This window comes from uncultured Slackia sp., from assembly GCF_934630525.1.
Taxonomy (GTDB): domain Bacteria; phylum Actinomycetota; class Coriobacteriia; order Coriobacteriales; family Eggerthellaceae; genus Slackia.
The window spans coordinates 187,325-209,816 of record NZ_CAKTVX010000003.1 but is presented as its reverse complement, the minus strand read 5'-3'; the positions used below and the strand labels follow the sequence as shown (position 1 = coordinate 209,816).

General features: G+C 57.9%; 15 protein-coding genes and 1 pseudogene. 14 read left to right on the top strand and 2 right to left on the bottom strand.

What is annotated here, in order from left to right:
• Nucleotides 1-74 precede the first annotated feature (74 nt).
• The gene (locus tag Q0D41_RS04170; RefSeq protein WP_294375634.1) at nucleotides 75-560 is read left to right on the top strand and encodes a hypothetical protein; all 486 of its coding nucleotides are present in this window, start codon (nucleotides 75-77) and stop codon (nucleotides 558-560) included.
• Nucleotides 561-644: 84 nt separating this feature from the next.
• Nucleotides 645-2,579, top strand: a complete 1,935-nt coding sequence (gene dzr, locus Q0D41_RS04165) for a daidzein reductase (RefSeq protein WP_294375631.1) — start codon at nucleotides 645-647, stop codon at nucleotides 2,577-2,579.
• Between the two features lie 174 nt (nucleotides 2,580-2,753).
• Here the strand turns inward: dzr and Q0D41_RS04160 are convergent, their stop codons facing one another.
• Nucleotides 2,754-2,873, bottom strand: coding sequence for an SDR family oxidoreductase (locus Q0D41_RS04160; RefSeq protein WP_294375628.1), 120 nt, complete (start codon nucleotides 2,871-2,873; stop codon nucleotides 2,754-2,756).
• Nucleotides 2,874-3,243: 370 nt separating this feature from the next.
• Here Q0D41_RS04160 and ifcE point away from each other — a divergent pair, with 370 nt between their 5' ends.
• The 5 genes from ifcE to hydF all read left to right on the top strand — a co-directional run bounded on the left by ifcE (nucleotide 3,244) and on the right by hydF (nucleotide 10,686).
• Nucleotides 3,244-5,082, top strand: coding sequence for a putative FAD-dependent oxidoreductase IfcE (gene ifcE / locus Q0D41_RS04155; RefSeq protein WP_294375625.1), 1,839 nt, complete (start codon nucleotides 3,244-3,246; stop codon nucleotides 5,080-5,082).
• Complete coding sequence (locus tag Q0D41_RS04150; protein WP_294375623.1) at nucleotides 5,075-6,793, top strand: [FeFe] hydrogenase, group A; 1,719 nt, start codon at nucleotides 5,075-5,077, stop codon at nucleotides 6,791-6,793. The genes ifcE and Q0D41_RS04150 overlap by 8 nt, the downstream gene beginning before the upstream one ends.
• Nucleotide 6,794: 1 nt before the next feature.
• Nucleotides 6,795-7,877, top strand: a complete 1,083-nt coding sequence (gene hydE, locus Q0D41_RS04145) for a [FeFe] hydrogenase H-cluster radical SAM maturase HydE (protein WP_294375619.1) — start codon at nucleotides 6,795-6,797, stop codon at nucleotides 7,875-7,877.
• Between the two features lie 24 nt (nucleotides 7,878-7,901).
• Entirely contained in the window at nucleotides 7,902-9,353 is a 1,452-nt protein-coding gene (hydG, locus tag Q0D41_RS04140; protein ID WP_294375616.1) for a [FeFe] hydrogenase H-cluster radical SAM maturase HydG, read from the top strand.
• A gap of 73 nt (nucleotides 9,354-9,426) precedes the next feature.
• Nucleotides 9,427-10,686 (top strand): [FeFe] hydrogenase H-cluster maturation GTPase HydF, encoded by a 1,260-nt coding sequence (gene hydF / locus Q0D41_RS04135; RefSeq protein ID WP_294375614.1) that lies wholly within the window; start codon nucleotides 9,427-9,429, stop codon nucleotides 10,684-10,686.
• A gap of 424 nt (nucleotides 10,687-11,110) precedes the next feature.
• Here hydF and Q0D41_RS04130 read toward each other — a convergent pair whose 3' ends face one another.
• Nucleotides 11,111-12,853 (bottom strand): hypothetical protein, encoded by a 1,743-nt coding sequence (locus Q0D41_RS04130; protein WP_294375611.1) that lies wholly within the window; start codon nucleotides 12,851-12,853, stop codon nucleotides 11,111-11,113.
• Between the two features lie 839 nt (nucleotides 12,854-13,692).
• On the opposite strand from Q0D41_RS04130, the gene Q0D41_RS04125 reads away from it, so the two are divergent.
• The 7 genes and pseudogenes from Q0D41_RS04125 to Q0D41_RS10050 form a co-directional block, all read left to right on the top strand.
• Nucleotides 13,693-14,892: a helix-turn-helix transcriptional regulator gene (locus Q0D41_RS04125; protein WP_294375852.1), complete on the top strand. Its 1,200-nt coding sequence runs from the start codon at nucleotides 13,693-13,695 to the stop codon at nucleotides 14,890-14,892.
• A 144-nt stretch (nucleotides 14,893-15,036) separates the two neighbouring features.
• The gene (locus tag Q0D41_RS04120) at nucleotides 15,037-16,728 is read left to right on the top strand and encodes an FAD-dependent oxidoreductase (RefSeq protein WP_294375608.1); all 1,692 of its coding nucleotides are present in this window, start codon (nucleotides 15,037-15,039) and stop codon (nucleotides 16,726-16,728) included.
• 211 nt (nucleotides 16,729-16,939) lie between these two features.
• A complete protein-coding gene (gene nrfD, locus Q0D41_RS04115) occupies nucleotides 16,940-17,842 on the top strand; it encodes an NrfD/PsrC family molybdoenzyme membrane anchor subunit (RefSeq protein WP_294375605.1) in 903 nt (300 codons plus the stop codon).
• Between the two features lie 51 nt (nucleotides 17,843-17,893).
• Nucleotides 17,894-18,301, top strand: a complete 408-nt coding sequence (locus tag Q0D41_RS04110) for a GntR family transcriptional regulator (RefSeq protein ID WP_294375602.1) — start codon at nucleotides 17,894-17,896, stop codon at nucleotides 18,299-18,301.
• Between the two features lie 33 nt (nucleotides 18,302-18,334).
• Entirely contained in the window at nucleotides 18,335-19,276 is a 942-nt protein-coding gene (locus Q0D41_RS04105) for a slipin family protein (RefSeq protein ID WP_294375599.1), read from the top strand.
• A gap of 338 nt (nucleotides 19,277-19,614) precedes the next feature.
• Entirely contained in the window at nucleotides 19,615-22,323 is a 2,709-nt protein-coding gene (locus Q0D41_RS04100; protein ID WP_294375597.1) for a molybdopterin-dependent oxidoreductase, read from the top strand.
• Nucleotides 22,324-22,337: 14 nt separating this feature from the next.
• A pseudogene (locus Q0D41_RS10050) lies at nucleotides 22,338-22,403 on the top strand (4Fe-4S binding protein); the annotation flags it as partial.
• Between the last annotated feature and the right edge of the window lie 89 nt (nucleotides 22,404-22,492).

Here is a 22,492-nt window from a genome sequence, read left to right as displayed (position 1 = left end):
CGAAAGCTTCTTAATTTGTTTGGTTGCAAGGGGATTTCTCGGAAGCGGGAATCGACCAACGCATTGGAGGAGAAATGAGCAAGTTTAAAGGTCCTCAGGGCTTTGGCGAGTGGATGAACATTTGGATGAATGTGGCGATGGGTCTCATTATCACGCTTGCCATCAATGTTGCTGTTTGCATGCAGCTCGGTATGAACATCATCACCTCTGAAGCCGTTATTGCTTCGTGGGTTTCTAGCTTTGTTATTGGTTATACGGTCGGTAATTTGGGTGATCCTATGGGTTGGGCGCTTAAGCTGGCCGCTTCCGTAAAGGCGAAGGGATTCGCGACGTGGCTTATTCAGGCCGTGGTGTTGGGCACGTATTTCGGCATGCTGATTCTGCTTGGAAATATGCTCATCAATAATCTGCCCCAGGGCTTTGGCGCTTTTATCGGCGGATTTGCGACGTGGGCGTTGTTTGTCGAGATATGCGCTGTTGTTGCCGTGTTTGTCATTATCAAGCCCTTCATGGCCCTGTCTGCTGCTCTTTCGGGGTTCGACCCGAAAAAGGCCGAGTAGCAAAACCGTAGCACAGATGTTACAGAGCGCTTCCGCTTCATGCGATAAGGCGCTCGATTACCGAAATGAACAAGGGGGTTCGCTATGCAGCATCCTAAATATCCTAACCTGTTTTCCAAAGGCAAGGTCGGTAAGCTCACGGTGAAGAATCGCGTGATTCGCAATTCCATGGGCACGTACCTTAATATCGGCAAGACCTGCGATTTGTCCGACCGCAATCTGAAGCATGCGGCTGAAGCTGCCGAGGGCGGCCCGGGCATCGTGTTTTTGGACAACTGCCTTATTATGAAAGGCTATCACATGGGCCTTGCCGCCTATGACGACACCTACATTCCGGGGCTTTCCATGCTCGCCGAGGCGATGCACGACCACGGCGCCATCGCGGGCATGCAGCTCGCGCATCCCGGCCGCGACATGGGCTTTGCCGGCGGCGACGACGCCGTCGCGCCTTCGGCGGTGCTGCCTGAAATCATGATCAATGCCGGCGCTGCCATTCCGCGTCCTTTGACCATTGACGAGATTTACCAGGTCGAAGATCAATACGGCAAAGCCGCGCTTCGCGTGAAGCAGGCTGGCTTCGATTTGGTGGAAGTCCATGGTGCATGCGGCTGCTTGCCGTGCAACTTCCTCTCGCCGCACGACAACCAGCGAAACGACATCTACGGCGGCTCGCTGTTCAACCGCCAGCGCTTCTTGGTTGAAGTCATTCGCACCATCAAACGCTATGTCGGCCCCGATTATCCGGTGAGCGTGAAGCTCGACATGGACGACTGCGAGCCCGACGGCATTCGCCTGGACGAGTGCATCGACACCTGCAAGGTGCTCGAGCGCGAAGGCGTGGCGCTTTTGAACCTCGTTACCGCGACGCATGTGACGGCGAACTTCTCCACGAGCTTCTATCCGTGGTCGTATTGCGCCGACATGGCCGCCAAGGTGAAGGAGCAGGTGCATATTCCCGTTATGGTGACCGGCGCCATTCAGTCGCCCGAGGCCGCCGAGAAGATTCTCGCCGATGGCAAGGTCGACTTCGTGGGCACCGCGCGCCAGTGCCTGGCCGACCAGGCATGGGTCGAGAAGGCTCGTACCGGCCACGAGGAAGATATTCGTCCCTGCATCCGTTGTCAGATCGGCTGCACCGACCGTGGCATTTTGGGGCATCATCCCATTTCGTGCGCGACCAATCCCACGCTGTTCCATTATTACGAGGAGCTCTACCCCAAGGCCGAAACGCCGAAGAACGTCGCCGTTGTGGGCGCGGGCCCTGCGGGTTGCGAGGCTGCGCTCACGCTGAAGAAGCGCGGTCACAATGTGGTGGTGTTCGAGAAGCGCGAAATCGGCGGCACGATGATCGAAGCTGGCGCCGCGTGGTATAAGTCGGACATCAACCGCTTCATCGAATACCATCGCACTCAGCTCAAAAAGCACAACATAGAGGTTCGCAAGCAGGAAGTCACGCCCGAGGACATTGCGGCGGGTGGCTTCGACGCCTGCATCGTGGCCATTGGCGGCGAGCCGCGCAAGCTGCACGTGCCGGGTATCGACAAGCCCATCGTGACCGAGGGCATCGATTTCCTCTACGGATCGAAGAAGGTCGAAGGCAAAACCGCTGTTGTGGTGGGCGGCGCTACCACCACGGCCGAAATCGCGCTTGATTTGGCCGAAAAGGGCATGGATGTGACCATCGTGAAGCGTGGCACGAAGTTCCTGAACCCTGCCGGTTGCCAGATGGATATCGAATACACCATTCGCCTTCAGCAGCATGGCGTGAAGCTCATGACGGGCTATCGTCTCGACAGCGTGACCGACACTTCGGCCATCGCCATCGACCAGTATGGCGAAACTGTCGAGCTTCCCTGCGACAACGTGGTTATTTCCGCCGGCTTCCTTAATCGTCCTGGATTTGCTGAGAAGCTCGAGGAAATCAGCGACATGGCCGTGTATATGGCAGGCGACTGCAAGAAGGTCGCCGAAATTCCCGACGCGACCCATGCTGGCTACGCTGTAGCGCGCATGGTGTAGAAGAACGCCTCTCCTATGTGCCGCGCGGGCTTACGCCTCGCGGCACGATTCCTCTCGCAAAAAGAAGCCGCCCATCATGGGCGGCTTCTTTTTTGTGCTCCACGGAGCAGGCGAAGGGAGGGAGAAAAAGGGTGCCTGCTCCAGGAAGGAAGGGAAGACAAACGGGTTTGCGTTCTAGGCGATTTGCTGGCCTCCGTCGAGGGCGAGGAATTCGCCCGTGCAGTATGACGCCATATCGCTTGCCAGGAACAGGATGCCGTTGGCGATTTCCGTCGGGTCGGCAGTGCGGGCCATGGGGACGGCTGCTCACGGTGTTGCGTCGACGCTGAAAATCAATGACGAGACCGATTGGCGATTCCGCCGAGGAGTTGACAATCGCGGAGACGCTTTCGAAAGCCGTTGGGTATTTTGGCGATATTGGTGCTGTTGTTGTGGCCAGGGGCCGCTTGTTTGCGGGGCTCCGTGTGGGTAAATTTCTACCGCACAAATACCCTATCGGATGAGCTAATTAGCCTATACGAACGTGGGAGAGCCAGCTTTTCCACGGTACACTTTCAGTGCTTGAGAGCATAGCCTGGCGGCAATGCGAGGGCTTGCGGGGTGGCGAGCTCTTGGTGGGGTTGCCGCACGGCTATGGGTCAACCCACATATCAAAGGGGGATATATGGCGAAATTGTCCGTAGTGCCGCGCGCCAAAGACGACGGCAAGTTCGGCGCGTTTCTCGAAGAGTACGGGCGGCGCGTCGAGGCGACGCCTCCAGGCATGTGCGCGGTGGCGTTCCAGCTCGACCTGCTGCGCGCGGGCGGCTGCCAAACGTGCGGCAAGTGCGTGCCGTGCCGCGAGGGGATCGGCCGCATCGAGGAGCTGCTCGAGGAAGTGCTCGCGTTTCGGGCCGAGCCCGGCGCGCTCGACGAGGTCCGCGCGCAGGCGAACGTCGTGCGCGACACGGCCGATTGCGCTATCGGCTGGCATGCGGCCGAAGTGCTGCTGCGCGGCCTCGATGCGTTCAAGGCCGAGTTCGAAAGCCATGTGAATCAGGGGCAATGCCGCGAAGGCGTCGCCCAAACGGTGCCGTGCGAAACGCTGTGCCCGGCGCATGTGGACGTGCCGGCGTACGTCGCGCTTGCGGGCGCGGGCGATTATGCGGGCGCTATTGGCATGATTCGCAAAGACAACCCGTTCCCCACGGCGTGCGCGTACGTGTGCGAGCACCCCTGCGAGAACCGCTGCCGCCGCACGCTCATCGATGCGCCGGTGAACATTCGTGGCATTAAGAAGTTCGCGGTCGACCAACTCGCCGCCGACAAAGTCGCAACGCCCGCGCCTGCTGCCGCGACGGGCAAGAAGGTCGCCGTCGTGGGCGGCGGCCCGAGCGGTCTGACCTGCGCGTATTTCTGCGCGCTCATGGGGCATGAAGTGCACGTGTTCGAGATGCGCAAGCAGCTCGGCGGCATGATGCGCTATGGCATTCCCGCCTATCGTTTCCCGCGCGAGCGCCTCGACGAAGACGTGCGCGCCATCGTGGGGGCGGGCAACATTTCCGTGCATTATGAATCGCGCATCGACGCCGAGGGCATGAAGCGCCTTTCGGATGAATACGACGCGGTCTATGTCGCCATTGGCGCGCAGGGCGGCAAAACGCTCAAGCTCGAAGGCGCCGCCGCGCAGGGCGTGATGAGCGCCGTGGAGCTGCTCACCAAGATCGGCGATGGCGAATACCCTGACTTCACGGGCAGGAACGTCGTGGTCATCGGCGGCGGCAACGTCGCTATGGACTGCGCGCGCACGAGCGTGCGTGCCGGCGCGGCGAGCGTGACGGTGGCTTACCGTCGTCGCCTTGAAGACATGACGGCCCTTCGTGCCGAAATCGATTCCGCCATGCAGGAAGGCGTCGAGATGATGACGCTTCAAGCGCCCGACCATATCGAGGTCGAGGACGGGCACGTGGCGGCGCTGTACACCCAGCCGCAGTTCATCGGCCCGGTGAAGCGCGGCCGCCCCGCGCCGCAGAAGGCCGACAAGTCGCTTGCGCGCATCGACGCCGATGTGGTGCTCATCGCCGTGGGCCAAGATATCGAAAGCGCGCCGTTTGAAGAGGCGGGCATGCAGGCCGATCGCACCTACTTCGAGGCCGACGAAGGCCTGAAGTCGGTCGGCGAGCTTGACAACGTGTTCGTGGGCGGCGACTGCCAGGTTGGCCCGAAAACCGTGATCATCGCCATTGGCGCCGGCAAGGTCGCCGCGCGCAACATCGACGATTTCCTCGGCTTCGACCACGAGCTCGACTGCGGCGTGGAGGTTCCGTCTGCGGCTGCGAACTGGCGCGATGCCTGTGGCCGCGTGAATATCGTGGAGCGCCCCGCGCGCGAGCGCAAGGGCGACTTCAACGCCGTTGAGGTGGAAATGACCGCCGAAGAGGCGTTCCAGGAAGCGCGTCGCTGCTTGCGTTGCGACCATTACGGCTGCGGAGTTCTCGACGAGGGAAGGGTCCAGTATGTGTAAGGTTACCATCGACGGAATCACCGTCCAGGCGCCCGAGGGCTCGACCATCCTCGATGCGGCGAAACTCGCCGGCGTGGACATTCCCACGCTGTGCTTCATGAAGGAAATCAACGAAATCGGCTCGTGCCGCGTATGCGTGGTGGAGGTTGAAGGCGAAGACGCCTTGGCCGCCGCATGCAACACGCCCGTCTTCGACGGCATGGCAGTGCGCACGAACACGCCGCGCGTGATTGCAGCGCGCCGCGCGAATGTGGAGACCATTTTGGCGACCCACCGCAGCGAATGCACCACGTGCAAGCGCAGCGGCACCTGCGCGCTGCAGGCCGTGGCGAACGGCTGCAACGCGGCCGATTTGGGACGCGACCCCGACTACGAGTTCGAGGCGTGGGACGAAACGTTCCCGCTACAGCGCGACGCCACCAAGTGCATTCGCTGCATGCGTTGCGTTGCCGAATGCGCGAAGGTGCAGCAATGCGCCGTGTGGGAGGTATCTGGTCCCGCTGCGCATCGCGGCGTGCGCGTCGCCGGCGGCGCCGACATTGCCAGCGCGAACTGCGCGCTGTGCGGCCAGTGCGTCACGCATTGCCCCACGGGCGCCCTTACTGCGTGCGACGACACGTCCAAGGTGCTTGCGGCTTTGGCCGACCCCCAGGTAATAACCGTGGTCCAGGTTGCGCCCGCTATTCGTTCGGCGTGGGGCGAGGGCGTGGGTGTGCCTCGTGAAGAGGCGACGCAGGGGCGCATGGTTTCCGCGCTGCGCGCGCTCGGCTTCAATTACGTCTACGACACCGATTTCGCGGCCGACCTCACCATCATGGAAGAAGCCAACGAGTTCATCGAATGGGTGAAGGCCGAAAAGCCGCGCCCGATGTTCACGAGCTGCTGCCCGGGTTGGGTGCGCTTCGCCAAGCAGCACTACCCCCAGTTCGTCGGTCAGCTTTCCACGAGCAAGTCCCCGCACGAGATGCTGGGCGCCACGGCGAAGGCGCTTATGTCGCAATCGGCTGATAAACAGGATAAACGCGTGTTCGTCGTGTCGGTTATGCCTTGTATTGCCAAAAAATACGAGGCGAGCGTGCCGCAGCTTTCGACCGAGGCGGGCAAAGATGTCGACGCGGTGCTCACCACGCGCGAGTTTGACCGCATGCTACGCATGTTCAACGTGAATTGCGCCGATTTGCCCGAAGGCGACTTCGACGATCCGCTGGGATTGTCCACAGGTGCGGGTACTATTTTCGGCCGCACGGGCGGCGTGATGGAAGCGGCGCTGCGTTCCGCGGCGTTCTTCCTCACCGGCGAGAAGCCTGATTTCAGCACCTGCGACACGACCGCGGCAACTCCCGAGCGACCCTGGGTCGATAAAACGCTCGATATCGCCGGAATGCAGCTTCGTATCGCCATTGCGAGCGGCCTTTCGAATACGGCTGCGCTGCTCGATGCACTCGAGGCCGGCGCGGCGAGATACGATTTCGTCGAGATCATGGCGTGCCCGGGCGGCTGCGTGGGCGGCGGCGGCCAGCCCATCGCCTTCAACCAGGAGCTCGCGCGCGAGCGCGCCTCGGTGCTCAATGCGCTCGACGGCGCCGATACGCTGCGCTTCTCGCATGAGAACCCCGACATCAAGGCGCTCTACGACCGCTTGCTCGGCGAGCCCCTCTCCGAGAAGGCCGAGGAGCTTTTACATACCAATCAGGCGGAATGGGACATCTAACATGCCAACGACGTGCGACATGACTTCGTTTGAGCGGCTGGCGGACAAGCTGTCGAACAATCATGCTCTCACGTTTGAGGAATACGAGCGGCTCATCGCGCGGCGCACGCCCGCGATGGCCGCTGGTCTTGCGCGTCGTGCGGTTGCGGCGCGCAAGGCCGTGTATGGCGACGCCGTGTTCACCCGCGGCCTTATTGAGGTGTCGAGCTGCTGCAAGAACGATTGCCTGTACTGCGGCATTCGCCGGTCGAATGGGAGCGCGCGCCGCTACCGGCTTTCGCCCGACGAAATCGTCGAATGTGCGAATACTGGCTATGAACTGGGCTTTCGCACGTTCGTTTTGCAGGGCGGGGAAGACGCGTTCTTTTCCGACGATGTGCTGTGCGGCGTGGTGTCGCGCATTCGCGAGGCTCACCCCGATTGCGCGGTAACCCTTTCGTTCGGGGAGCGCAGCCGCAAAAGTTACGAGCGCTTGTTCTCTGCGGGCGCCGAGCGCTATTTGCTGCGCCATGAAACGGCGAGCCGCGAGCTGTACGCGCGCTGGCACCCCGCCGACATGTCGTTCGACGCTCGCATGCGCCGCCTTTCCGACTTGCGCGAGATCGGTTACGCGGTGGGCGTGGGCTTCATGGTGGGCGCGCCGTTCCAAACCGCGGCCGACTTGGCGCGCGATTTGCGGTTCATCGAGCGATTCCAGCCCGAAATGTGCGGCATCGGCCCGTTCGTGCCGCATCACGCAACGCCGTTTGCGGCGTACGGGGCGGGCACGGTGGAGCTTACGTGCTACCTGCTCTCGATCATCAGGCTCATTAAGCCCAATGTGCTTTTGCCTGCGACCACGGCTCTTGGCACTATTGCGCCTGATGGGCGGGAACAGGGCATTCTTGCGGGGGCGAACGTGGTGATGCCGAACCTCTCGCCGGTGGCCCACCGCAAAGACTACGACCTGTACGACAACAAGATATGCACGGGCGAAGAGGCCGCGGAATGCCGCGGATGTCTGGGCGCGCGCATGCTTTCCGTCGGGTACCGATTGGTGGTCGACCGCGGCGATATGGCGCCGTTGCCTTCCGCCTGCATCTAATGTGTTTTATGAAGGAAGTGTCTCATGGGATATTCGTACAATCCGAAATCGTTGTGCGCCGACGAATTCATTAACGACGAGGAAATCCAGGAAACGCTGGCCTACGCCGATGCGCATAAGAACGACCTGCAGCTGTGCTACGACATTCTCGAGAAGTGCAAGCCGCATTTGCACCCCGCGAACGAGCACGGCGCCATGATTACGCACCGAGAGGCGAGCGTGCTTCTGGCCTGCGAAAACAAGGGTGTCAACGATGCCATTAAAAAGCTTGCGCACGATATCAAGCAGGCATATTACGGCAATCGCATCGTGCTGTTTGCCCCGCTGTATTTGTCGAATTACTGCGTGAACGGGTGCCTGTATTGCCCTTATCACGCCAAGAATCGCGAGATTCCGCGCCGCAAGCTCACCCAGGACGAGATTCGCGCCGAGGTCATCGCGCTGCAGGACATGGGCCACAAGCGCCTGGCGATCGAGGCCGGCGAAGACCCGAAGCACAACCCCATCGAGTACATTCTGGAATCGATGAACACCATCTATTCCATCAAGCACAAAAACGGCGCCATCCGCCGTGTGAACGTGAACATCGCCGCCACCACGGTGGAGGAATACCGCATGCTCAAGGAAGCCGAAATTGGCACGTATATCCTGTTCCAGGAAACGTACAACAAGGAAGGCTACAAGAAGCTGCACCCCACGGGGCCGAAGAGCGACTACAACTGGCATACCGAGGCCATGGATCGCGCCATGGAAGGCGGCATTGACGATGTGGGCCTGGGCGTGCTGTTCGGCCTGGAAAGCTATCGCTACGAATTCGCGGGGCTCATCATGCACGCCGAGCATTTGGAGGCCGTGCACGGCGTGGGACCGCATACCATTAGCGTGCCGCGCGTGAAGCCCGCCATGGATATCGACCCCGACGTGTTCGACAACGGCATTCCCGACGAGATGTTCGAGAAGATCATCGCGCTCATTCGCATTACCGTGCCGTATACGGGCATGATCATTTCCACGCGCGAGGGGCAAACGGTGCGCGAGCATGCGCTGCAATACGGCATCAGCCAAATTTCGGGCGGCAGCCGCACGAGCGTGGGCGGTTATACGGAAACCGCGCGCCCGCACGATACCGAGCAGTTCGACGTGAGCGACCAGCGCACGCTCGACGAGGTGATCTCGTGGCTCATCGACCAGCAGCATGTGCCGAGCTTCTGCACGGCGTGCTACCGCGCGGGGCGCACGGGCGATAGGTTCATGAGCTTCTGCAAGAACGGGCAGATTCTGAATTATTGCCATCCCAATGCGCTCATCACGCTGGCGGAGTACTTGGTCGACTACGCGACGCCCGAGACGTTCCAGAAGGGCTTCGAATTGCTCGAGCGCGAGATGTACAAGATTAAAGACGACAATCGCCGACACCAGTGCGTGGAGGCGATCTATGCGATCGTGCACGAAGGCAAGCGCGACCAAAGGTTCTAAAGCAGGTCGTGGGGCGTCGCAATAGCTTGAAAAGCGCAGGTGGCAGCGGCGTGGCGAAAGGAATGGTGCTGGTATGGGTTTGAACGAGACGCCTTCGGGCGAGCGCGTGCGCATTGGCTTTTTTGGCGTGCGCAATGCGGGCAAGTCGAGCTTGGTGAATGCCGTGTGCGGCCAGCAGGTCGCGCTCGCAAGCGATGTGGCTGGTACCACGACCGATCCAGTGAAAAAGGCCATGGAGCTTCTGCCTTTGGGGCCCGTCGACGTTATTGATACCCCCGGCATCGATGACGAGGGCGATTTGGGCGAGCGCCGCGTTTCCCGTGCGCGCGAGGTGCTGCGCACATGCGATGTGGCGGTGCTGGTGACCGATGCCACGCGCGAGCCGGTGGAAGCCGAGCGAGAGCTTGCGGCGCTGTTCGCCGAGCGCGGCCTTCCGTGCGTGATCGCGCGCAACAAGCTCGACCTGCTTGGGGATGCGCCCGCTGGCTGTGGATGCGCGGTGGATGGCGGGCAGGACGGCGCCTCGCCGCGCAATGCCGACCCTGCCGCCTTCGCGCCTTGCGTTGAGCTGCTCGTGAGCGCTCGCACGGGGCAGGGCGTGCGCGAGCTGAAAGAGGCCATCGCCCGCTTGGGAAGCGCGGCTGTGAGCGAGCGCCGCGTGGTGGCCGATTTGCTCGCGCCGGGCGACAGGGTCGTGCTCGTGGTGCCCATCGATTCGTCGGCGCCGAAGGGGCGCATCATTTTGCCGCAGCAACTCGTGCTGCGCGACGTGCTCGATGCCCATGCGAGCGCCGTGGTGTGCCAGCCCGAGGAACTCGACGGTGTGCTCGCGTCGGTGGGCGACGTGCGTCTCGTGATAACCGATTCCCAAGTGTTCGGAAAGGTATCGCGCATTGTTCCGGAAGCGTGCCCGCTCACGTCGTTTTCCATTCTCATGGCGCGCTACAAGGGCAATTTGAGGACGCTCATCGAAGGCGCGTCGGCGCTAGGCGCCCTGACCGATGAAAGTCGCGTGCTTATCTCCGAGGGGTGCACGCACCATAGGCAGTGCGAAGACATCGGCACCGTGAAAATGCCCGCGTGGATTCGCCAGCATTGCGGCGCAAGCCCGTCGTTCGAATTCACCCAGGGCAACGATTTCCCCGAAGACGTGAGCGGCTACGATGTGGTGGTGCATTGCGGCGCCTGCGTGCTCAACGGAAAAGAAATGCAGCGGCGCCAATCGGCGGCCGCGGCAAGCGGCACGCCCATGGTGAACTACGGCGTGGCAATCGCCTGCATGCACGGCATCCTCGAGCGCAGCCTGCAGCCTTTGCGCGGCTTCGGGATTTAACAGACATCGCCGCCGGTTCGTCCTCCGACCTGTTAAGCGCTACGAGCATTTAACAGGTGCAGGAGTCAAAGCGGGCGCTCATTTAAAACTCGCTCATAAAAATGCGAAAATCTCGGGAAAGTCGCTCATAAAAGTGTAGAGAAAGGCGAAAAACTCGCTCATAAAAATGTATAACGCCTGGTGAAGTAGCTGTTGCGTGTATTGAAGACAATGAAGCCCGCTTAGTGATGGAAACACTGAGCGGGCTTCTTGATGCAATACGCGTTTTGTCCAGGGGCGACTGGTTGAATTTCGTCCAAGCGGTCGCCCCTCGTTTCGTCGGCCACGATGTGTTTCGCTGGTCGCGGCGCGTCATGCCGGTTGCGATGCGTTATGCCGGCCGCGTCTTGGTTCGGCAACCGCTTCGTCTGATGCCTCTGGTACCCTAGCAGACGTCGTGCTCCTTGCGCATCTTCTTGGCCGCGATCGCGACGGTCAGAGCGCCTGCGACCATCAGCAACACGGCAAATTCAATGGCCAGAGCGTTGCTGTCGCCCGTCTGGGGAATGTTTCCTGCGGCGGGTTTGTTATTCGCTGCGGGCTTGGTGCTGGCGGCCGGCTTGTCACCAGTCGCGGGCTTGTCGGCCGCGGCGGGAGCGGCCTTTTCCGTATAGACGTTTTCAAACGTCATGCTCGCTACGGGCATATCCTGCGTTTTCTCGTAGAACGCACCGTTGTCGGTCTCAACGAGCTGAACAGGGAAAATATCGTAGCTCGACTGGGTGGCGGACTGACCGTCGGTCGCAATCTCGTATTCGTAGCAGAAGATGTAGTAGACGGCGTCGGAATAAGTCCAGTTCGCCACGCCCGTGTTCTTCTCGCGCACGCAGAAACCCTCGCAGGTTATGTCGCGAATCTGGCTCTTTGGACCCTGGATGGTGAGAAGCCCCTCGTATTCGCCCGCGCCATTCGTGGTAACGGTTGCCGTTACGGTTACGTCAGTGTAATCCTCAATCTGGCCAACGCCGACATTGAAGATCTCGAGCTCGAATTCCTGCGTTCCGGGTGCGACGTCGCCGTCCTTCTTAACGACCTTTGTGAAGGGGAAGGAATAGGTGGCAGACTTCTCGCTGGTAACGAAGTGGATGTTCTTGTAGAGATACAGGAAGCTCTTTGCCTGCTCGGCGCCGTCATGCTCGATGAGGTCGATGGTCGTGCCCTCGCTATCGACGGCGACGGCGTAGGTCAGGCCGAAATCTTCGCCGATGGTGAGGCTATCGAAAAGCGCCGGGATGTTTTCGTCGTTGGTGTTTTTGGCATCGATTTCGGCCGCGTAGACCGTGAAGTTGCCGTTGCAACCAGCGGGGTATTTTCCATCGAGCGTGACGTGTGCGTTGCCGCCAATGGTCAAGTCACCGACCGCCCACAAGGCGGCATCGGCGGTGGAGGTCGATTGGACGGAGGCGCCGCTAATCGTCAAATTGCCGTCGGCGAACAGGCCAGGATAGAAGCTCTTCGCCACGACGTTGGAGTTCGAAATGCGAATGTTGCCGCCCGTTGCGCCGCCGCGGGAGCTGATGAATGCGGCGTTGCAATTGTCTTCCGCCGCGGAGATATCGGCCACGCTGCCGTTTTCGACAATGAGGTCGATGGCGTCGATGCCTGCATACAGCGCGGCAGACGTGACCTGCGCGTTGTCGAGCGAGACCGTGCCGTCGCTTGCGATGCCAACGCCACCAGGGGCGTTAACGATAAGGCTCGTTTCGCGTACCGAGACGTTGCCGCCAACGCTTAAGCCATCCCTAGTTTCTCCTGCGACGTTAATTGCGAGGTTGCCTGGCCCCGTGATCTCGATGCTCCCTGCGGCCATGATGCCCATATTGTCGTCAAAGGTGATGGAATTGCTGCCTTGAAGCGCAATGGTTAAATCGGTCGTCAATTTCGAATTGATGCCGCCATAATCGATTGCATTCGTGACGGATGCATTGTTCAGCGTAAGAGTGTGCGTAGCGGGATCGTACGTTGCCGTACCCTCGCCGCATTCGATGGTGAGATTGTCGCTAGTGAACTGCTCGCCGTTGACGTACAGGTCGTAGTACGACGTATCGGCGAAGGCCGATGCCGGCAGCATCACCATGGCGAAGGCAAGCGCTGCGGCAAAGCCCATTAGTTTCCGTATCTTGCTCATGACGCTCCTCTCGTTTTGGCGGGTTCGCAAAGGGGCGTAAACGGCGGCGGACGGGTGGGCTCAGGAAAGCGTGGGCTTCGTTGCGCCCCCAACAGCTCGGCGCTGCTTTCGACGTGGTGCCGTTTTTTTCGATAGCTTTGCGATCATATGCCATTGTACGAAGGGCGAATGTCCTGCTCATACCGCCCCAAGGCTCAATTTCCGATGAAGCACGGGCCGTATGGCCCAGAAATATGACCGAGTGAGTGGCGCTTGCGGAAGGCGTGGTCTGGGATTGCCGTGGCGTGGGCGCAGGGCGAGCCTGCTCGAGCCTGCTAAATGCTCGCAGCGTTTAGCAGGTGCAGTCGCGTGTCAAGCGACACTGGTGCGCCCCGTGGCTTGATCCGTGGGCGCGCGGCGTGGTGCTACGGCCCGACGACCTGCTAAGCGCTGCGAGCATTTAGCAGGTCGTTTAGCAGGTTTTGAGGCGGTAATGCTTTGGTGACGGCGTGGGGGCGTAGAGATATTCTTGACTGTCTTTCGATTGAGCCGGCGCGTTCGATGAGCCGTCTTTCCGCGCTGCTAAAATAAAGCCGTTATTGTTGAGGGGATTGCAAGTGGGGTTAGTTTTGGGGAAAGACGATAAAGAAAAGCTGAACATCGCGGCTTTAATTGGCTCTGGCATGTATTGGGCGTGGTTCGACGCTCTGTTCATGGGCGTGTTCTTTATTTCGGGAAATGCTGGCCACCTTCCCGAAATGGCGGCAGTCTTCACGTTCCTCGTCGTCGCTTTGGTGTACGCATCGGTTTTTCTTGCCGAGGAGAAGGTGCGCAAAGTTCTCGAGGGGAAAACCGCCTTGGTGGTTATTGGCGCTCTCGGCATCGTTGGTTCGGTCCTTTTCATTGCTTCTGGCGTAACGTTTTCCTGGCCTCTATTGTTGGCGGGCGGGGTATTCAGCGGGCTTTTCATGGGTTTCTTGGGGCTTTGCTGGGGCGGCGTGTACTGCAAGCAGGGAACGAAGAGCACCATTCAATATTTGGCTGGCGGTTTCGCAATGGCCATTGTTTTGGATGCTCCTCTTCTTTTCATGATTCCCGTTGCATCGTCCGTCTCGTTCGCGATCATGCCGATCGTCTCGTCGGTTCTGTTCGTGCTGACTGATGCGTCTCTGAAAGGGTATGCTACGCCCGTTTCGGCAAAGCCCGAAGGGGAGGGTCCGGCAACGTTCATGTCGCGCTACCTCGGCGTATCCGCGTCTATTCTTGCGGCGCTCTGCCTCGTCATGGCTGGATTCGGATATCTCCAGCATTTGGTGTCTTTCTCTCTTGTCGAAATCAACGGCGGCGTAATAATCCAGGCTATTCGAGGTATCGTTGCTGTTGGATCGTTCGCGTTTCTTTCAACGATGCCATCGAAATCGAGCGTTTTATATCGCGTTGGTTTGCTTGCGATTATTGCTGGGTTTGCGGTGATGGCATTTCTTTTTGGGACCGATTCGTTCTGGATTGCGGGCGCCGTCATCATCTCTGGGTATACCGTATTCGACATTTTGAAATGGGCGGTATTCTCGTCCATTGCTAGCGGACAGTCTAAAGACTCCCTTAAGACGATTGCGGTCATGAGAACGGTTGATGCGGTTTTCTATATCGTTGGCGCTTTGGTTGCAATTCTGCTGGGTGCGAGTCCTGCGGGTACGGCGTTTTCCGCGCAAGAATCGACCGTTGTTGGCTACTTAATGGTGATTGCTGTAGTGCTGTTGCTGAGCAGCGAAGACATCTGGGGCCTTTTCATGTGGAAGAAAGCGGCGTCGGCAGGTGGGCAACAAATCGATCTCGCCTCCTATTCCGAAAAATGGGGGCTCACTCAAAGGGAGTCTGACATTTTGGTGTACCTAGTTGCTGGACGAACGAAACCCTGGATAGCTGAAAATCTGGTCATTTCTGAAAACACCGTCGGAACCCATGTTCGGCATATCTATCAGAAGGCGGGCGTGCATGGTAGGCAGGAGCTGCTAGATTGCCTGTTCAGCAGCCAATCACCCGATTCACGTGAGGAATAAATTTGGCACACCAACAACGCGTTAAGTTGTGGAATGCGTTGGTTCGTGCGTTGTGGAGACGGGCTTCCAGGGTCCATTCTCGAGGCAGACGCCAGGAGGGGCGTCGGCGCGATAGACATCGCGTATCGATGAATGGAGGGGACCATGGAGGTTACTCGTAGGAATTTTCTGAAGGGTTCTTTGACGGCAGCTGCTGCGACTGCGGCGGCGGGTGCTTTGGCTGCATGCAGCCCGAGCGGAAACTCTTCGTCGGCTTCTTCGACGGATGCGAATGTCGCTTCTTCTGAGGGAATGAAGCACACGTGGGAAATTGCTCCGGAACCTATTAAAGATATTGCCGAAACCAAAGATTACGACATCGTGATCGTTGGCGCTGGCATCGCTGGCAACTCTGCCGCCGAGGCGGCCGCTCGCAATGGTGCTAAGGTTGCGGTCATCGAGCGCACCGATGGTATTCAGATGCATGGCATCGACGTTGCGGCGATTGGCAGCAAGTTCAAAATCGACAATGGCGTCGACATTGATATTGACGAGGCGTGCCGTCTTCTGTATCTGTGGTCACAGCAGACCACCAACTACAACCTTATTCGTACTTGGGCAGAAAAGACTGGTCCGGTAATCGACTACATCGAGGGAATGGTAGCCGAACAGGGATTCAAGATGGTTTCTGCGTTGTCGAAAACCGCGAAATACGGATGGGAAACGCTTCCCGAGCGTTGGCGTGTGTATCCCGATGCTGTGTCGTTCGTAAGCGATGCCGAACCTGGCGCGGTGCGTTCTGACAAGAAGACCTGCAATTGGAACCTTGGCGAAGCGCTGTATAAGTCGGCGACGGACAACGGCGCAGAATACGTGTTCAATACGCATGCTGAGCAGCTGGTAGGTGATGCGAAGAGCGGCATTACTGGCGTGATCGTCACCGATGCGGACGGCAAGTACGTGCAGTACAACGCTTCCAAGGGCGTGATTTTGGCGACGGGCGATATTAGCGGCAACCAAGAGATGGTGAATTGCTGGGCGCGCATTACCACGCGTGCCGATGGCAACGTGTACACCCCAGAGGGCGGAAATACCGGCGATGGCATTCTGATGGGCTGCTGGGCTGGAGCCGCACTTTCGAAGAGCCCCGCGGCGCCGATGGTTCACCAGTACACTCCGAGCTCCAAGAGCTTCAACCTTACCGCGTTCGTCATGAGCTGGCTTGCGGTTAACCGCAACGGTGAGCGCTATGGTGCGGAGCTTCCTTTCGAGCCTTATTTGACTAATGGCCGCATGAACACTCCCGGTGACAAGGCCTGGTCGATTTTCGATGCGAACTACGAGAAGTGGGTCAAGCAACAGTGGCCGACCAATTATGACGTGCAGCTGAAGGGCCTCGATGAGGAAATGGAGAAGCGCCTGCAGGACGGTAGCCTTATTAAGGCCGATACGATTGCCGAGCTTGCTGGAAAGCTGGGCGTTCCCGCAGACAAGCTCCAAGAATCTGTTGATGGCTACAATGCGGCATACGAAGCAGGCAAGGACGTAAAGTTCGACGTGCCGGCGCAGTTCCTTTCGGAAATCAAGACGGCTCCGTTCTACGCGACGCCCGTTGTGTGCTCCGTGCTGACCATTCCGTTCGGCCTGCATGTGAACGACGATTCCCAGGTGTGCACGGAAGAAGACGAGCCCATCGAGGGCCTGTTCGCTGTCGGTAATGTTCAGGGCGACTTCTTCGGTCTGAATTACCCCGTGCATTGCCCTGGTGTGAGCCATGGCCGCTGCCTGACGTTCGGTCAGCTCGTTGGCGAGGCTCTTGCGACGGATACTGTTATCACGAAGCTTGAGTTCAAGTAAGGCTGACGCAAAACGATATACCCGAAGCCGCTTTCCCTCCCGTGCGGCACTTCTCTAAAGGCCTCGGCGTAATGCCGGGGCCTTTCTGCGGAGGTTTGCATAAGACGGGTAGGCGCCATCTTCGACGGTGTGTTTGCGCGCGTCCCCTTATCGAATGGTATGATTTTCCCAGAGTGCGAATGCGTCAGCCTTATGAAGCGGGTGAGATATCGTGGCGAGTGCCTATATTGCATGGTACTTATTTTTTGCCGGTGCTGGTGCTGGCGCGTTTGCGATTGCCTCTGCCGTCGATTTCGCTTTAAGATTGGGCCCTCGTCCTCATCTGTTGAAAATTGCGCCAATTACGGATATCGGAATGATTCTTGGTCCGATTATGGTGGTCGTGGGGTGCGTTTTTCTGCTTCTCGACCTTGGCGACCCATCAATTGCCTTCAACGTCTTCCTCAGGCCGTCGAGCATTTTGGGGTTCGGCTCGTGGGCTATCGCCCTGTTCTGCCTCTTTGCGGTGTTGTCTCTGGCGTTCGGCCTGATGCCGCATTGCCGCGCATCAAGGCTCATTGAGCCCCTTTCGCAGTTTCTGGCAATGGCTCTCTCCATTGCCGTCATTCTTTATTCAGGTGTCTTCTATTCGCTTTTCCCGTCAGTTCCGTTTCTTAATACCCCGCTTGTTCCGGCGCTTTTCACGGCTTCGGCATTTTCATCGGCGGCGGGCTTGCTCGTTGTTGTTGGCTTTTTCAGGCAAACGCACGAAGGCGTTCTTGGAGGCATGAATGGCCTATCCGCGATAGACGCCGCAATTGTTGTTGCCGAGGCCCTTTTATTGACGGCTCTTCTGGTCCGCTCGGTGCTTTTCTCGGAAAGCGGAGCCTCGCTGTCCTCTTCCGCCCTTTTGTTCGGCGACTTATCGTTGCTATTTTGGGTAGGCGTCATCGTCGTCGGCTGCGTCATTCCTTTAGTGGTGGACTTGACGTGTCTTGTTCACCCGCGTTCGACTGTTCTGTGCATTGGCGGCATATCCGCGCTTGTCGGCGGTGTTTGCTTAAGGTTCTGTATTCTTATGGCAGCATCGAGGTTTGCGATTGGTTTTGTTGCCGTGCAGCCATTTTGGGCATAGCTCACAACATCGAAAAGGGAAATCGAGTGCACGGGAAAGGGGGCAGCTGTAATGGAGCCATCGGGCATTTTCCAAATTGACGAGAGTAGCGGCGTCCCCATTTGGATTCAGATTCGCAAGAGGCTCATCTATTTAATTGGGTCGGGTCATTTTAAGTCTTCCGAAAGGCTGCCTTCCGTAAGGGAAATGTCGGTTCGCTTTGGCGTTAACTACAACACGATTAACAAGGTCTACCAGGACCTTGAGCGGGATGGATATATTTACACGAAGCGCGGGCTTGGCACGTATGTTGCCGAGGGGTTGCCCGAGTCCGCTTCGATCGACGATGATATTGCCTCCATGGCAGACGAGTTGTCTAGCCGGGCGGTCGAAAAAGGAATGTCTCTAGGCGATCTTCTAGAGATTGTTCGAGTGCACTATTCGAGGGCCGCCGCACGTGGTGCTCGGAGCGATTTATAGCAACAGGAATGCGGATAGGCGATAGGGGCGGTTATGCGCAGCAAAGAGAAAAGGGAAGTCGAGAAAAGCGAAGCTCGGAACGCTTCGGCGAATAAGAAGGCGGCGGCGCCTCAGCCGAAGCACACTTCCAAGGTCGGCGTATTCTGCTTCGCTGCGGCGATATTCGTTCTATTTTCCCTGATAGGGACGGTTCTCATTTCTCTGGCCGTGGGTTTATCTGCTTGGACATGCATTGCGGGCGCTTGCTTCGGCGCTATTGGGTGCTATTCGATCAGAATCGCAAATCAGTGGGAACGCGTCGTTATTCTTCGGTTAGGAAAATATAACCGGCAGGTTGGGCCGGGTTTGTACTTTATCATCCCCATCATCGAATATGCTGCCGCGCATGTCGACCAGCGAATCATAACGACGCCCTTTATTGCGGAAGAGGCTCTCACGGCCGATTTGGTTCCGTTGGATATTGACGCGGTTCTTTTCTGGATGGTATGGGATCCGAAAAGCGCGTGTGTCGAGGTGGAAGACTATTCATCCGCAATATGGTGGGCTGCTCAGACGGCGCTGCGAGACGCTGTTGGCCGCATTAATTTGGCGGAGGTCGCTACTCGTCGTGAGCAAATCGACGAGGAAGTCAAAAGCATACTCGACGAGAAAACGAACAGTTGGGGAATCACCGTTGTCTCGGTTGAAATCAGGGATATCGCCATACCGTCCGACTTGCAAGATGCCATGTCGAAAGAGGCGCAGGCTGAACGTGAAAGAAATGCCCGCCTTTTGCTTGCCGAGGTTGAAAAGGATATCTCTGAGATGTTCGTCGACGCCGCTTCGGTGTACGACAAGAACGATAAGGCGCTGCAATTGCGAACGATGAACCTCATTTACGAAAGTGTCAAGGAAAAGGGTGGGCTCGTTATCGCCCCGAGCGCTTTCAGCGAAGGCTTCAACAACATTGATAGCTTCAAAGATATTTTGAAATAGAGCGTATAAAGGCTTCCTCAGGAGGCCTTTTCTATCCTAAAGATAGGATAGTTCAAGCAATTGAGTGTCATATAACTGTATGTTACCATAGCGCCAACGAGGGAATTAGATATCGAAAAAAGGGGTCTCTATGGGGGTAGGGGTTTCGATCGGTAGTTCTTCCGGGGCGACGCGTTTTTCTATGTCGCTCTGCAACTGAAATCACCAAACAATTCAATTAACGGCGCTGGAAAGCCCAGCGTTTCCATGTGCATTGCAAGGCTGTCTAAACAACAGTCTTAAGTTTGCGCGCTAAAAGCGTGCATCGATAGTCGTGTATGCAGGGAAAAGGGGGAGATATGGGAAAGCATCAACCTGCTATTTCACGTCGAGGCTTCGTTGCGGCATCGGGAGCTGTCGCCTTGGGCGCAGGCCTGGGAGCCACGGCAACGGGGTGTTCTTCCGGCGGCGATGCGGCAAAGGGAGGGGATGCCCAAAAAGAAGACAAATGGGTTCCTACGACATGCAACATGTGCTTCAACCAGTGCTCCATTCTGGCCCACGTGGTCGATGGGAAGGTTGTTGAGCTTAAGGGCAACCCCGATAGCCCTGTCGGGCGCGGGCATATTTGTGCCAAGGGCGCATCGGGCATTATGCAGCTCTACGATCCGAACCGAATCACGAAGCCGATGAAGCGCACTAATCCCAAAAAGGGCTTTGACCAAGATCCTGGTTGGGAAGAGATCAGCTGGGATGAGGCCTACGAACTCGTCAACAAAAATATCAGTGAGGCTATTGAGCGCAGCGGCCCCCATGCCGTTACGGGCATGTCGATGGTTGCAAGCCAGGCAGGAAGCCTCGTGCGACACACGGCCCTTGGCGTTATCTACGGCAACGCAGAGGGAAGCTGCTCGGACATCTGCGGCGCCGGCGTGCACCAACTTGAGTATCTGCATACTGGCTCAGGCAATGCGATGCCTGACTACAAATACTGCAATTACATTGTCCAATTCGGAACCAACGCCGGTACGGCGACACGTCATGGCTTCAACATGACGGTCGAGCCCTTCTCGGAGCGCCGTAAGGAAGGTTTGCGCCTCGTGAGCTTCGACCCCCACATGGGCGGATCTGGCGAGCAGGCTGACCTTTGGGTTCCCATTCTGCCCGGAACCGATGCTGCAGTGGCTTTGGCCATGGCGTACGTTCTTGTTCATGAAGAGAACCTCATCGATGTCGACTTCCTGACGAATCGAACCAACGGCCCTGCGCTTGTCGACCTTGAAACGAAACGAATCATTCGCGCCGAGGGCTCGAATAAGGCTCTCTACATGGACCTTTCCGACAATGCCGTGAAGCCTTATGACGAGTGCGAGAAGCCTGCGCTCGAAGGTACGTTTGAAGTCGATGGGAAGACGTGCTCGACTGGTTTTACCTTGTACAAAGAGCACATTAAGACCTACACGCCGGAATATGCGGAAAGCATCTCGACCGTTCCCGCCGCGACGATTCGCCAGATTGCGAAAGAATATGGCGAGGCGGCTCATATCGGAGAGACGATTACCATCGATGGCGTGACGCTGCCGTATCGTCCTGTGTGCGTTGATGCGTTTTCGGGCATTACTCGCCACAAGCATTCTTTCTTGACGTGCTGGTCGGTGTTCTCGCTCAACAATCTTGTTGGTGCGACGAATGCTGTCGGCGGCTTTATCGGCTTTGATCCCGCATGTAATGGCTGGGCCGATAACAATCCTCAGATGGCCTTTCGCCCTGGAATTTGGGAAGAGGACGGCTTTATCGAAGATGTGTCGCTCATGCTTGCGTTCCCGCATTCTTATTATCAGAAGATTCGTGAGTCCGACTATACGCCGACGACGATGGGCATGCTTGAGCTGCAGCCTATGTCTGAAGACAACCACTTTGAGCATGTCGCGCAGGCTCATCCGGACCTTTACCACACCCAGGCGGCCGAGGTGGCGTTCTGCTACGCATGCAACCCGATTAAGTGGTGGGGAAACTACGACGAGCAGGCCGAGATTTTCAAGAGCTACAAATATGTCATCGGCGTCGATATCTTCCTTAACGAATCCTCGTACTTCTACGATGTGATTCTGCCTGAGTGCTGCTATCTTGAGCGCCTTGAACCGCTGCCTCACTTCGCTCTCAACCATCGCGTTATTGGCGGCCTTGATAATCCGTGGGCCGTTACGGTGTGGCAAAAGGTTGTTGAACCGAAGGATGGGGCGCCGTCGAGTTTCCAGCTCTTTGCCGAGCTGGCGCACCGCGCTGGAAAAGACGCCGAGTTCATCGCGACTTTGAACGCCATGTATCGCGTGAAAGACGAGTATTCGGTTCCTATGGACCAAAAGCTCGAGCCTGAGGCGTTCGCCGATTCGGTGCTCAAGAGTATCATTGACGAAGAGCATGGTATCGAGTGGATGAAGGAGCATGGCGTTTACACGTATCCCAGGAAGATAGACGAGGTCTATATCTGGGCAAACGATGCTCCCGGAAAAGTTCCTCTGTATTGGGACTTCATGCTTGAGGCAAAGGAAAAGGTCGAAGCGAAGGTTGCCGAGCTTGACATTCCGTGGGAAACCGATGACTATCAGCCGCTCCCCGATTGGAAGCCTGGTTGCGGATTCGATATTGAGGACCCGGATTACGACATCATCCCCGTCTACTACACCGATGCGGTCAATACCGATTCGTGGCTCATGGAGAACCCCTGGATCAATGAGATCAATGAGGCGAATCCCTATGGCTACACCATCGAAATGAACAAGGCGACTGCGGAGGCGAAGGGCTTGGCGAGCGGGGACAGCGTTCGTCTCGAAACTCTCGAGGGCGTTTCTGTTGAAGGCAAGCTTGCGGTTTCCGAGGGCGTTCATGCCTCGTGCGTCTCGGTTATCGGTGGCGACTGGGGCTCGAAGTCGGAGTTCATGCCTATCGCGAAGGACAAGGGCGTGCCGATTGTGCACCTTCTTCCTGGTCAGACGCCCGATCGCATGGACCATGTTTGCTCCGCGTTCGACCAGTGCATCCGCGTCAAAATCGAGAAAATCGCTTAAGGGGGTTGTGAGCTATGGCATATGGAATGCTGATTGATTTGAAAAAATGCGTCGGTTGCCATGCGTGCGCGACGGCATGTAAAGGGGCGCATGGAACCCCTCCGGGGGTAACCCGTTCTCACGTTGAGCGAAGCTTTGAGGGCACGTATCCAGACGCGAGGAAAACGAT